The following is a 13,243-nucleotide window of genomic DNA, read 5'->3' on the forward strand; positions in this document are numbered from 1 at the left end:
ATGACGTTGTTATCCAATTTTAATTGGTGCTTTGAGGGGCTGTTACAACGTATATCAGCCCATTTTGTTCTTGTTTGCCAAAAAAGGCTTGTGCTTCTTTCTTACTGATTATATTCACATATTGAATATCAGTACTTGATAGCTTTTTAAGTCGTTCAAAGTCAATTAGCTCATTATCATTTAAAAATATAACATCATTAACAGGGGGCTTATTTTCTTTTTTATACTGCTCTACCAGTTTTGCCAGTTGTAATTTATCGTCATACGGCCTGCTGTAGCGATACCTTTTGGTATAAAGGTATATGATGCCATTCTTGTAATTAGCACCAAATAAGCTCACCGCTTTTTCAGAAGATATGATATCCACTCCTTCGATAACGCCGGTGTCTATACGGTTAAATATTGTTTCAGAATTAAAAATATAGCCATCAATAACCACCAGTTCTTTTCTCAATGGTTCGGCGCCTTTTCTATAAGCGATAATGTTTTTTAATAAATTGCTCTTAATTTCCTTACGCCTTTCAGCACCTGCTTTGCTAATCAATGATACGATACCTAATTTGCTTTTATCTAAGGGCTTTAAGCTTGAGTTTATGTTCGGGAATACATAGAACCCTACCAGGCTGTCCTTAGTGAGGTATGTACGCCATTCATCTAATGTGGATACCTTATCAAACACGTTTAACTGCACTTTTGAGGTGTCGATGTTTTTAAGCAGCTTAAATGTTTGTTTAAAATGGGCCTCATCATAGCCTTCCGGTTTTACAACAATATTGTTATAGATCAAAAGTTTTTTATTAGCCTTTGGCCCCAAAATCGCTTTTGCCAAAGAAGGTTCAATCACATCTGAATATAGGCTATCGGTATTGATTTTCTTTAAGCTGTTGTAGCCTTTCAGTAATTTGCCGTTCATCATAACATCTGCACCCGCTATACTAATTGTTTCTGCAAATTTTACCGGCATGGTATACGTAAAATCAACTCTTTTACCTTTAAGTGTTGCGGGGATCCAATCGGGGCTTGCGCTTACCGCTCTTAATGCTTCCTTATTGCAGTAAGCATCTAAACCTTTCTTAATTTTAACTTTGCCAACCCGTCCTGTGCTGTCTAATACAAAGCTTAATACAACTTTTCCCTGTTTGCCTTTTAATCTTGATATTACCGGGTACTTGATAGTGTTTTGAAGAAACTCGTAAAATTTTTCTACCCCGCCCGGAAATTGAGCCGGAACGCTGTCTTTTTTTAAGCTATCTGTAATGCTGTAATTTAAAGAATGCCCGGCGAATGCAGTTGTGCTAAAGAAAATGCAGGCTATGGCAATTAATTTGATTCTCATGATGAGGTTATTTGGTAATCAAATATAAATTAATTTCATCAAATAACATATAACAACAAAAGCCTCCGCAGTTGCAAAGGCTTTTTGTTGTTATGTATATGGTTTTTGGTTAATGCTTGATAAGCAGATCGATACTGATGCCTATGATCAGGGTGATGAGGCTAACGGTGAGTAAACCTAATAAGTAAGCCGCGAACGCTTTTGCATAGCCGCCTATTTTTTTAGCGTTGAAAAACTGCCCTACGGCCCATGTTGAATATATAAAGTAAACAACGCCCGAAACGGGTAATACTTTGAGTTTGGTTAAGCCCTCAACCACGGCAAAAATAGTAAATATCAGCATGCCCATACCTATTACAAAGCATAGCAGTATCAGTATCTCGAAAAAGTTGTAACCGCTCTTGCGGAAGAAAAGCTTTAGCCAAAGCGCTATGAATACGCCTATAATTATGTTTGAGTAACCGTAGTGGCTTTGTACCCACTCGTTCATCGCGTTGGTTGATGAGCCTTTCATATCTTCTATATGAAAATAGCCTTCCTCAATATGAAAAGTATGGTTAACAATGGTATAAAGCAGCGATGATATAATGATGAATACGATGGGCTTTACCAGCCTGTCGCGGTTTTCGGCAATAAACAAGCGTATGCTTTTGCCGGGGCGCAGCAAAAGTTCTTTAACAGTATAAAGTATGCCCTTTTCAAAATGGAGGATGTGTAATATTTCGTGCTGAATGTAATGCCCGTCTATCCGTTTAAGTTTAGCCGATTGTCCGCATTGCGGGCAGTAGTTAAGCGTTATATCAGTGTTGCAATGCGCGCAATTTACCATGAGTACAATAATGAAGGATTAGTTATTGGCAGCTACTTCCTGCTTACGCGAGCTGATCTCGCCGTTTAATGATTTTAACGAATTAAAGATAGGCAGCCAGGTGATGGGCAGTACCATTAATGGAACCAGCGAGCCTATTGATATATTTTTCGATTTGAAGAAATACAGGTAGGCATAAACAAAAAGCAAAACCACGGCGAGGGTAATAGAGGTGATCAAAATGCTTTTTAGCTTTGTTCGTCGCGCTGTTAATTCAGTTAAACTTAATGCCGAGAGTTGTTCCATAATGCGATAATGCTTTGCTACAAAAATTAAAAAAGGGATTTTCTTGCTAACTACACTTTGGTGTAGATTTGTAACTTAGCGTTAACTGATGAAAAATGATACTACAAACGGCTTACTGACCCGTAACAAGGTGAACCAGGTGGCCGAGGCCGATTACCTGCAACAGCACGATTACCTGGAAGCCGTAAGATCATTCGCGCGCTTAACGTACAAGAGCGTGTATATAATTGATTATGAAAAGATGGGGTTTGAGTATGTATCAGATAACCCCTTGTTTTTAAGCGGATACACAGCCGCGCAGGTGCTGGCTATGGGATACGAGTTCTATTTTAAAAATGTGCCCGAGCAAGACCTGCAATTGCTGACTGCCATTAACCAGGCCGGGTTTGACTTTTTTGATAAAGTGCCCGGTAACGAAAAGAAAGAGTACAGCATCACTTACGATTTTCACCTCATTAATAAGGATGGCAGGCCGGTGCTGATCAACCATAAACTTACACCCCTGTTTTTAACAAGCGAAGGCAAAATGTGGAAGGCCATCTGCGTTGTTTCCATTTCGCATCATCAGCAGGCGGGCAATGCTTTTATTACCAAACAGGGTACCGATAAAATATGGCAGCTGGATACAACAAACCAGGTTTGGCTAAGATTGGTTAAGCCTAAACTTACCAAACGCGAAATCGAAGTACTGCACCTGCACGCGCAGGGACTAACCATTAACCAAATTGCCGAAAAAATATTTGTAGCCCCCGATACCGTTAAATATTACCGCCGCCGAATTTTTGAACGCCTGAATGTAAGTAATATAGTAGAGGCCCTGGCTTATGCGGTAAACAGCAAGATTATTTAAGGGCGTGCATTACTAAAGTTAAACTATTCAATCTTATTTTCCGATTTCTTATTTACTGCCCAGCCGATCACCGGCGTAATATTAAATGTTTTTGGATTTTGTGCGACACCCATAAATCCCGCCCAGAGCTCCATATTAAAAGATTGTTTTATTTTGCCGGATCCATCTTCTATTTCAACTATAAACGGCACGTTAGACAGCTCTTTGGGTAAGTCGTCTACATTTTTAATTTCTTTAAACTGAGATCGTTTTAAATATAGAGTTTTGGTTTTGAATGCCGGATCGTCTGTATTAGCTACCGGTATATCAATAATTTTATTGTCTTTTGTTGCGTTCTCCTCCGGCATACTTCCGGCATTTAAATAAGGATAGAATTTTAACAGCCAACCGTCAATACCATCGTATGAACCATATATGCCTGTTTTATGGTATTTGATCATGTTCATCCAAAACTGCTTGTCAACTTTTCCGTTCTTTGTGTCAATGATCTTTTGAATTACGGGTTTCAGTTCAGATGTCCACCAGGTTAAATCATAGCGGGATAAATAGTCCAGGCGAGCGAGAATTTTTTTCCAGTCTTTAACGCTTCCTTCAATAGTTACTTCAGGTATGCCACAGCCTATAAACTTAACCTTATAATTGAAAAATTCTTTCATCGACTCCATGATCATCACTTGGCTTGCAAGTCGGGTAGTTGAAGTGGTTGTGCTAAAATCAGCCGTTAAATTTCCCACCAATTCTTTACCGGTAAAATTGGCTATCTGTTCGCTAAATTCTGGAAATAGGGTTTCCCACTTGAAATCTTTCATGTTCGTAAGCTCTTTTGAGTTACGAATTACTTGCAAAGTCTTTTTTCCTTCAAAATTTACAAGCTTAGCCCTTAGCTTTTCGGGGTTACTGGTTACATGGTTTGCGAACCCTTTAGAGATGAGCAACCACATAATATCCGGGCTAATAGTTATGGGGTAGTGATTTTGATATGCCCTTAAATATCCTAAAATGAGCGCGTGCGTTCCGAGGTCCACAATTTCATCAGCCACAGAAAGTTTAACGATGTTTTTATCAATGTTTTGAAACAACATATCGCCGGATACTGTGGGTAAAAGCTTTTCCGGTTTAGTCAGCTTTTCTATTTGATAGGTTTGAGCCTGTGTACCGCAATAGGTGAAGATAAGGCAAAGCACAAAAGTTAACTTATTCATGCAATTAATGGTTGAGGTTTATAATTGGATAAATATAGGTTATTCAATATGACTTTATATTTAGTGCTCTCCGTTTTTTCCTGCGTATTGATTAATAATGGGAAAACTATTGAGCTATCGGCCGGCACTAACGCGCAATGTGGTTTCGAAACAGCTCAATATAAACTAACCTGTAAAATCTGTATTTCTAACCCCTAAAAACCTGGCCCATAGCCGGGTTTTCGCGTTTGCAGGGATGCGCCAAACCACCCCAAAAAATGTTGATAACTTTTTGGTGGGAAAAAGTGGTAGAAAGTGGTAAAAGTAAATTACTTTTACGTTACAAAAATTGCCGATAGACTATAATGGCCCATTTGTTAGGAGAATATGATTGTAAACTGGATGCCAAAGGGCGGATGATGATCCCTTCGGACCTCAAAAAGCAACTCCCCGGAGTTGAAGATGAGGGCCTTGTGATATTACGCGGCTTTGAAAAACAGTTGACAATTTATACCAAAACAGAGTGGGACAATACAGTGAATGACTTAAGCAAACTTAATCAATATGACAAGATAAACCGCGATTTCCTGCGCTTTTTTACCCGCGGGGCTATGGGTTTATCAGTTGATGGGGCAGGTAGGGTGCTTTTGCCAAAATCACTGCTTGATTACGCGGGTATTTCCAACGAGGTTATCCTGTCGTGCCAGCTGAATAAGATAGAGGTATGGGAACCTGTTGCTTACGATAAGTTGATGAACAGCGTTCCTGATGATTTTGCCGCGATGGCAGAGAGAGTAATGGGCAGTGCCGGGAGAATGATAAATGAGTAATTACCATGTACCGGTTATGTTGCAGGAGTGTATTGAGGCGCTTGATATAAAGCCCGGCGGTACCTATGTAGATGTAACCTTTGGCGGCGGCGGTCACTCGCGTGAGATATTGAAGCATTTGGGTAGCGATGGCAGGCTGATCGCTTTTGATCAGGATGCCGATGCGCAGCAAAACATCCCGGATGATGACAGGCTTACGTTTGTTGACCAGAATTTCAGGTACCTGAAAAACTTTTGCCGTTTGCATGGCGCTATCCCGGTTGATGGGATTCTGGCCGATCTGGGGGTTTCATCATATCAGTTTGACCAGGCCGAGCGGGGTTTTTCAATCCGCTTTGATGCCGAGCTGGATATGCGCATGAACCAGGCGGATACGTTGAGCGCGAAGGAAGTAGTAAATACGTACAGCGAGGCCGATTTGCACCGCATATTTGGTATTTACGGCGAAATTCAGAACGCTAAAACGCTGGCCAAAACCATAGTAACCTACAGGCTTAACGCGCCGATAGTGACCGTGGCCGATCTGAAGAACGCGATAGTGAACCTTATCCCGAGAGGGAAGGAAAATAAATACCTGGCGCAGGTTTTTCAGGCGCTCAGGATAGAGGTTAACCAAGAGCTGGAGGCATTAAAAGATTTTTTAATGCAATCGGCCGAGGTGCTGGGCACCGGTGGTAAACTGGTAGTAATGTCATACCACTCGCTGGAGGACAGGCTGGTGAAAAATTTCATCGCCAAAGGCAAATTCAGCGGTGAGGTAGAGAAGGACCTTTATGGTAATGATCAAAAACCGTTTGATGCTGTAAGCCGCGGGGCTATAACAGCAACAGATGAAGAGATAGTAATTAATAACAGGGCAAGGAGCGCTAAACTAAGGATAGCTGTAAAAAAATGACGAATCGTTTACGTACAGAAATTCAGGAAGAAGAAGCTGAAAAGCAATTGGTAGTTGAGGAGAAAAAACCTGCAAAGGAAATTCCCGACAACTTTTTAACGCAGTTTTTCAGCAAAGGATTTGTAACCACCGAAGCGGCTACGAGCGCGCTTCCTTTTGTGTTTTACATAGCCTTTTTGTGTATGCTATATATTGCCAACAGGCACCTTGCCGAAAAGAACCTGCGCGATATTGATAAGATAAGCAAAGAAGTAAAAGAACTTACATGGGATTATAAATCGGCTAAAGCCGAGCTGGCTTACCGCAGCACGGTTACCGAGGTTTCAAAACGGGCCGATACGCTGGGTATAAGGGCTACTACAGAACCGCCGCAAAAAATAACCATCAAAGAGGAGGCCGAGGAATGAGTATACGTACCAATATATTACTCAGGGTATATATCGCTTTCGGGCTGATATTACTTTTCGCCACTGCTGTGGTTTTTCAGCTTTGTAGGGTTCAGTTTGCCCAGGGCAAAAAATGGCGGTCCATGTCTGATAGTTTATCTATCCGTTATGTAGATGTTGAGGCAAGTCGCGGCAACATCTTTTCTGTTGATGGCAGTTTGCTGGCTACTTCGGTACCCGAGTACGAGCTGCGCATGGATATGCTGGCCGGCGGTATTGAAGATGATAAGATATTTTACGAAAAGGTAGATTCGCTGGGTGCTAAGCTTGCCGGGTTTTTCGGCGATAAATCTGCCCGCGATTACAGCCGCAGGCTGCGTGAGGCCCGTAAAGATAAAGAGCGTTACTATTTGGTTAAGCGTAAGGTTACTTACCAGCAGCTGAAAAAAATCCGCAAGTTCCCGATGTTTAATTTGGGCAGGTACAAAGGCGGGCTGATAGCTATACAGCAAAACAAGCGCATTTTGCCTTTCCAAACACTGGCATCGCGTACCATAGGTTATAAAAATGATAACGTGGCTAACGCGGTTGGTTTAGAGGGTGCTTACGCGAAATATATTAATGGCGAAAAAGGTCGCCGGTTGATGCACCGTATTGCCGGTGGCACCTGGATGCCTGTTAACGAAGATGATGATGTAGCGCCTAAAGAGGGTGCCGATATTATTTCAACCATCGACGTAAACTTTCAGGATGTTGCGCAAAGCGCGTTGGAAAAACAATTGATAAAAAGCGATGCCGACCACGGCGCGGTAATACTGATGGAAGTGGCCACCGGCGAAGTGCGCGCGGTAGCCAATTTTACCAAGGTAAGCACCGGCGTATATAAAGAGAAATTTAACTACGCTATTGCCGGTAACCAGGATCCGGGTTCTACCTTTAAGGTAGCCTCGTACATGGCTCTGCTGGAAGATCATAAGGTGGATACCAATACCATGGTGGGTACGGGTAACTATCAAATTCCGGGCAAAATGATCAGGGATTCGCATGGTAGCATCGGTACGGTAACGGTTAAAAGGGCTTTTGAAGAATCATCAAACGCGGCAGTTGCGTTTTTGGTTAATACTCATTACCGCAATAACCAGTCGGACTTTACCGATCACCTGTATAACTGGCACCTGAACGAGCTGCTTAAATTGCAGATCCCGGGTGAAGCGCAGCCTGTAGTAAAAAACCCTAAAAACAGGAGCTGGAACAAAAACATGACCCTGCCGCAAATGGCCTACGGTTATGAAATGCAGTTAACACCATTGAAAATGCTGTCGTTTTACAACGCCATAGCTAACGATGGTAAATACATATCGCCGGTTTTTGTGCGCGAGATAAGGCGTTTGGGCAATACGGTTGAGCATTTTAATGCCCGTGTTATCAACGAGAAGATCTGTTCGGATGTTACACTAAGCAAAATGCACAAAATGCTGGAAGGGGTAATAACCGAAGGTACCGGTAAAAATATTATCTACAACCCGCTTTACAGCATAGCAGGTAAATCGGGTACGGCGCAGGTGGCCGATGGTAATAAGGGTTACCGTGCTAAAAGGCAGTACCAGGCTTCTTTCTGTGGATATTTTCCGGCAGATAAACCTAAGTACTCGCTCATCGTAGTAATTAACGACCCTAAGAATGGTTACTATGGCGCGGCGGTTGCCGGTCCGGTTTTCAGGGAAGTTGCCGATAAGGTTTACTCAAGCGATCTGGATATTAACCAAACACCGCCAACGCACCTGGTAGGTAATACCATATTGCCAAGTGTAAAACAAGGCAACCCGAAGGCATTAAAACAGGTGTACGCCAAATTAGGTGTTAAGCCGCTGTATGCATCGGCCAGCGCTATTGATAATGGCATTGATACCAGCAACGGGATAGCGTTTGAAGAAACAAGAGTTAAAAAAGGTGCTGTGCCTGCGGTAACAGGCATGGGCTTAAGCGATGCCCTTTATGTAATGGGCAACGCGGGATATAAGGTAACTGTACACGGTAGCGGAGTGGTTAAAACACAATCGGTAACGGGTGGCAGCATTATACCAAGAGGATCAAAAATAACATTAGAACTGCAATGAAGTACTTAAGTGATTTACTGGAAGGCCTTGCATTCACCGAATTGCAGGGAAGTGCTGATGTAGAGATCACGGCAGTGGTTTTTGATTCGCGTAAGGTAGTGCCGGGTTCGCTGTTTGTGGCCGTAAAAGGCACTGTGGTTGACGGGCACGATTACATTGAGAAGGCGATTAAAGATGGCGCTATTGCGGTAATATGCGAAGAGTTACCAGCACACGTAACCGGCGAAGTTGATTTTCTGATGGTTGCCAATTCGGCCATCGCATTGGGCATCGTTGCCGCTAATTTTTACGATAACCCATCGGCACAATTGAAGTTGGTTGGTGTTACCGGTACAAACGGAAAAACTACCATCGCTACGCTTTTATACAAGCTGTTCCGCGATATGGGCTATAAATGTGGCTTGCTGTCTACCGTTGAAAATCAAATTAACGGCAAAGTAATCCCATCAACCCATACCACGCCCGACCCCGTAGCGCTTAACGAGCTACTGGCCGATATGGTAGCCACCGGTTGCGATTACTGCTTTATGGAAGTAAGCTCGCATGCGGTAGCGCAGCACCGTGTGGGTAGCTTGAAATTTGCGGGAGGCATATTTACCAACCTAACGCACGATCATTTAGATTATCATAAAACGTTCGACAGCTATCGTGATGCTAAAAAGGCATTTTTCGATAACCTGCCTAAAAACGCTTTCGCGCTCACCAATGCCGATGATAAGAACGGCAACGTGATGCTGCAAAATACCAAAGCGCACCGTAAAAGCTATGCTTTAAAAAGCATGGGCGATTATCGTGCACGCATCATCGAAAATCAGTTTGGCGGCTTGCTGTTGCATATTGATAATGAAGAGGTGTGGTTCCGTATGGTGGGTACATTTAATGCCTACAACATACTGGCGGTATACGCCGCTGCCATGCTGCTCGATCAGGATAAGGCAAAAGTGTTAACCAGCCTTAGCAAACTATCGGGCGCGGTAGGCCGGTTCGATTATGTGGTTGCACCTAATAAGGTGATCGGTATAGTTGATTACGCGCACACGCCGGATGCCGTGCAAAATGTGTTGAGCACGGTGCACGATATCCGCAAAGGAAACGAAAAAGTGATCACCGTAATAGGTTGTGGTGGCGACAGGGATAAAACTAAACGCCCTATAATGGCTAAGGTGGCCTGCGAGTGGAGCGATAAGGTGATCCTTACTTCAGATAATCCGCGCAGCGAAGATCCGGCGCAGATCATCGAAGAAATGAAAGAAGGTGTTGATCCGGCATTTAAACGCCATGTGTTAAGTATTGTCGATAGGCGCGAAGCCATTAAAACGGCCTGCGCACTGGCTCAACCCGGCGACATTATACTATTAGCAGGCAAAGGCCACGAAACCTACCAGGAAATTAAAGGCGTGAAAAACCACTTTGATGACATGGAGGAATTATTGGCGCAGTTTAAACTTTTAACCGATTAGTAAACAGATAAAACATTAAAAGCATAAAGCAAATCTGCCCATCAGCACATCTGCATATATGCACATCAAAAAATCATGCTGTATTATCTATTTCAATACTTAAACGAACATTACAAGATACCCGGGGCGGGGGTGTTTCAGTACATCACGTTCCGTACGGCTATGTCTGTAATAACCTCGTTGGTAATTACTACGGTATACGGCCGCAGGCTGATCGATTACCTGCGTTACAAACAGGTAGGTGAAACGGTGCGGAATTTAGGGCTGGAAGGGCAAATGCAAAAATCGGGTACCCCAACCATGGGCGGTATCATCATTATACTGGGTATTTTAATACCTACGCTGTTGTTTGCAAGGTTGTCGAATGTTTATATCATCCTGATGCTAATTACCACGGTTTGGCTGGGGGCTATCGGTTTTTTAGATGATTATATTAAAGTATTTAAAAAGAATAAAGAGGGATTAGCCGGCAGGTTTAAGATCACCGGGCAGGTTGGCCTGGCGCTTATCATCGGCTGGACAATGTACTTCAACGATAATATAGTGATTCGCCAGGAAGTGAAACTGCCTGTAATATATGATGCCCCGGTAACCTTCCACATGCGCGATAACGCGCCGGTGTATACCCAGGATATCCACTCTACCAAAACCACCATGCCGTTCTACAAGAACAATGAGTTTGATTACGGTAAGGTATTGAAGTTTTTAGGTGCAGGCTACGAAGAGTACTCATTGGTGGTATTCCTGTTCTTTGTAATAGTAATTATAACCGCCGTATCAAACGGTGCCAACATAACCGATGGTATCGACGGATTAGCCACAGGTACGTCTGCCATTATAGGTATTACCTTGGCATTGCTGGCATACGTATCGGGTAACACGGTAATGGCGGATTACCTGAACATCATGTACATCCCTAATTCGGGCGAACTGGTGGTTTTTGCGGGCGCGTTTGTGGGGGCATGTGTAGGCTTCCTGTGGTACAACTCATACCCGGCGCAAGTGTTTATGGGCGATACAGGCAGCTTGGCGATAGGCGGTATTATAGCGGTATTTGCCATTATGATACGTAAAGAACTGATGGTGCCCTTGCTGTGCGGTATTTTCCTGGTCGAAAATATTTCAGTGATCATGCAGGTATCGTGGTTCAAGTATACTAAAAAGCGATACGGCGAAGGCAGGCGGGTCTTTTTAATGGCACCATTGCACCACCACTATCAAAAGAAAGGTTATCACGAATCAAAAATTGTAACCCGCTTCTGGATCATTTGTATCCTGCTGGCCATTGTAACAGTGATAACGCTGAAGTTGAGGTAAGGCGGAAAGGTAAAAGGCGGAAAGCTGAAAGGTAAAAGCAAAAAGCCGAAGGCGAAAAAATATAAACCCCTCTTTGCGCAGCAGAGAGGGTGGTCAAGCGAAGCGATGACCGGGTGAGTTGAAATGGCGAACAAGTTAACTCACCCCCAACCCCTCTCTGCTACGCAAAGAGGGGAGTGCAGAGGCGAAAAAATATAAACCCTTCTTTGCGCAGCAGAGAGGGTGGTCAAGCGAAGCGATGACCGGGTGAGTTAAAATAATCGGTGAAATCATCCCAAATCGGGGAAATCGCAAAAGAATAATAATTGGTGAAATCACCCCTAAATCGGTGAAATCCCAAACAAATAACTATGAACGAAAACAATACATCTGCCACTACAAGCACCACTTCGGTTAAAACCGGGGAGAGGTTTGTAATACTTGGCGCCGGCGAAAGCGGTGTTGGGGCGGCATACCTTGCCCAACAGCAGGGGTATGATGTTTTCGTGTCGGATTTTGGGGCTATTGCCGATAAATACAAGAAGCAACTGCTCGACTGGAATATCCGCTTTGAAGAAGCGCAGCACACCGAAGCCGAAATACTGAACGCGGCCGAAGTGGTGAAAAGTCCGGGGATTCCTGACAAGGCGCCAATAGTTAAAAAACTAAGGGAGCAGGGCGTTCCGGTAATATCTGAAATAGAATTTGCAGGCAGGTATACCAATGCAAAAATGATATGCATAACAGGCTCAAACGGTAAAACTACCACTACAAGCCTTACCTATCATATCCTTAAAAACGCGGGCCTGAACGTTGGTCTGGCGGGAAACATAGGTAACAGCTTTGCTTATCAGGTGGCTACCGAAAAGTTTGATCATTACGTGCTGGAGTTAAGCAGCTTTATGCTTGATGATATGTATGAGTTTAAGGCGGATATAGCCGTGTTGCTGAATATTACGCCCGATCATTTAGACAGGTACGATTATAAACTGGAAAATTACGCGGCATCAAAATTCCGCATTACGCAAAACCAAACCGCGGAGGATTATTTTATCTACTGCGCTGATGATACCGAAACCATAAAAGGTATGGAGAACCGCAGTTTTGCCGCGCAGCAACTGCCATTTTCCATCCAACAGAAAATACAACCGGGAGCATATCTCGAAAACGACAATATTGTCATAAACACAACATTAGCACATTTTACAATGTCAATTAAAGAACTGGCCTTACAAGGGAAGCACAACATTTATAACTCTATGGCATCGGGCATTGTTGCCAAGGTTTTAGAGTTACGTAATGAAACGATGAGGGAGAGTATGGGCAACTTTAAGAACATTGAGCACCGTTTGGAATTTGTGGCCAAAATATCGGGCATCAGCTTTATAAACGATTCAAAGGCTACCAATGTAAACTCTACCTGGTACGCTTTAGAAAGCATGACTACCGATGTAGTACTGATATTAGGCGGCGTAGACAAAGGCAACGATTACAGTATGCTTAAAGACCTGGTAAAGCAAAAGGTAAAAGCCATTGTATGCCTCGGTAAAGACAATAAACGCATACACGATGCCTTTGAAGACGATGTGGAAGTAATAGTAAACACAGGTTCGGCCCAGGAAGCCGCTCAGGTGGCTTTCCATCTATCAGAAAAAGGAGATACCGTGTTGCTGTCACCGGCATGTGCCAGCTTCGATCTGTTCAAAAATTACGAAGATCGCGGCCAGCAGTTTAAAGACGCGGTGAAGGAACTGTAGTTTTTGAGGAGCTGAAAGGTT

Annotated in this window: 12 protein-coding genes; 8 read left to right on the plus strand and 4 right to left on the minus strand. The window is 43.3% G+C overall.

The genetic code is table 11. The annotated features are described in order from the left end of the window. Positions 1 to 19: 19 nt before the first annotated feature. The 3 genes from AC07NA_RS09170 to AC07NA_RS09180 all read right to left on the minus strand — a co-directional run bounded on the left by AC07NA_RS09170 (position 20) and on the right by AC07NA_RS09180 (position 2,450). Positions 20 to 1,336, minus strand: a complete 1,317-nt coding sequence (locus AC07NA_RS09170) for an energy transducer TonB (RefSeq protein ID WP_494897302.1) — start codon at positions 1,334 to 1,336, stop codon at positions 20 to 22. 109 nt (positions 1,337 to 1,445) lie between these two features. Then, positions 1,446 to 2,165 (minus strand): DUF3667 domain-containing protein, encoded by a 720-nt coding sequence (locus AC07NA_RS09175; RefSeq protein ID WP_494897303.1) that lies wholly within the window; start codon positions 2,163 to 2,165, stop codon positions 1,446 to 1,448. Positions 2,166 to 2,183: 18 nt separating this feature from the next. Then, positions 2,184 to 2,450 (minus strand): hypothetical protein, encoded by a 267-nt coding sequence (locus AC07NA_RS09180; protein WP_494897304.1) that lies wholly within the window; start codon positions 2,448 to 2,450, stop codon positions 2,184 to 2,186. A gap of 88 nt (positions 2,451 to 2,538) precedes the next feature. Between AC07NA_RS09180 and AC07NA_RS09185 the strand changes: the two genes are divergently transcribed. Beyond that, positions 2,539 to 3,300, plus strand: a complete 762-nt coding sequence (locus AC07NA_RS09185) for a response regulator transcription factor (protein WP_494897305.1) — start codon at positions 2,539 to 2,541, stop codon at positions 3,298 to 3,300. A gap of 23 nt (positions 3,301 to 3,323) precedes the next feature. On the opposite strand, the gene AC07NA_RS09190 is transcribed toward AC07NA_RS09185, so the two are convergent. Further along, positions 3,324 to 4,502 (minus strand): DUF4419 domain-containing protein, encoded by a 1,179-nt coding sequence (locus AC07NA_RS09190; protein WP_494897306.1) that lies wholly within the window; start codon positions 4,500 to 4,502, stop codon positions 3,324 to 3,326. 344 nt (positions 4,503 to 4,846) lie between these two features. On the opposite strand from AC07NA_RS09190, the gene mraZ reads away from it, so the two are divergent. The 7 genes from mraZ to murD all read left to right on the plus strand — a co-directional run bounded on the left by mraZ (position 4,847) and on the right by murD (position 13,222). Continuing rightward, complete coding sequence (gene mraZ / locus AC07NA_RS09195) at positions 4,847 to 5,311, plus strand: division/cell wall cluster transcriptional repressor MraZ (RefSeq protein ID WP_494897307.1); 465 nt, start codon at positions 4,847 to 4,849, stop codon at positions 5,309 to 5,311. Continuing rightward, positions 5,304 to 6,206: a 16S rRNA (cytosine(1402)-N(4))-methyltransferase RsmH gene (rsmH, locus tag AC07NA_RS09200; RefSeq protein ID WP_494897308.1), complete on the plus strand. Its 903-nt coding sequence runs from the start codon at positions 5,304 to 5,306 to the stop codon at positions 6,204 to 6,206. The genes mraZ and rsmH overlap by 8 nt, the downstream gene beginning before the upstream one ends. Beyond that, positions 6,203 to 6,613, plus strand: coding sequence for an FtsL-like putative cell division protein (locus AC07NA_RS09205; protein WP_494897309.1), 411 nt, complete (start codon positions 6,203 to 6,205; stop codon positions 6,611 to 6,613). Before rsmH ends, AC07NA_RS09205 begins: the two co-directional genes overlap by 4 nt. Continuing rightward, positions 6,610 to 8,709, plus strand: coding sequence for a penicillin-binding protein (locus AC07NA_RS09210; protein WP_494897310.1), 2,100 nt, complete (start codon positions 6,610 to 6,612; stop codon positions 8,707 to 8,709). Before AC07NA_RS09205 ends, AC07NA_RS09210 begins: the two co-directional genes overlap by 4 nt. After that, positions 8,706 to 10,169 (plus strand): UDP-N-acetylmuramoyl-L-alanyl-D-glutamate--2,6-diaminopimelate ligase, encoded by a 1,464-nt coding sequence (locus tag AC07NA_RS09215; RefSeq protein WP_494897311.1) that lies wholly within the window; start codon positions 8,706 to 8,708, stop codon positions 10,167 to 10,169. The genes AC07NA_RS09210 and AC07NA_RS09215 overlap by 4 nt, the downstream gene beginning before the upstream one ends. A 75-nt stretch (positions 10,170 to 10,244) precedes the next feature. After that, positions 10,245 to 11,486 (plus strand): phospho-N-acetylmuramoyl-pentapeptide-transferase, encoded by a 1,242-nt coding sequence (gene mraY, locus AC07NA_RS09220; protein WP_345212126.1) that lies wholly within the window; start codon positions 10,245 to 10,247, stop codon positions 11,484 to 11,486. A gap of 350 nt (positions 11,487 to 11,836) precedes the next feature. Continuing rightward, complete coding sequence (gene murD, locus AC07NA_RS09225) at positions 11,837 to 13,222, plus strand: UDP-N-acetylmuramoyl-L-alanine--D-glutamate ligase (protein ID WP_494897312.1); 1,386 nt, start codon at positions 11,837 to 11,839, stop codon at positions 13,220 to 13,222. Positions 13,223 to 13,243 lie beyond the last annotated feature (21 nt).

It is taken from the genome of Mucilaginibacter sp. GW821-FHT07G05 (genome assembly GCF_059418565.1).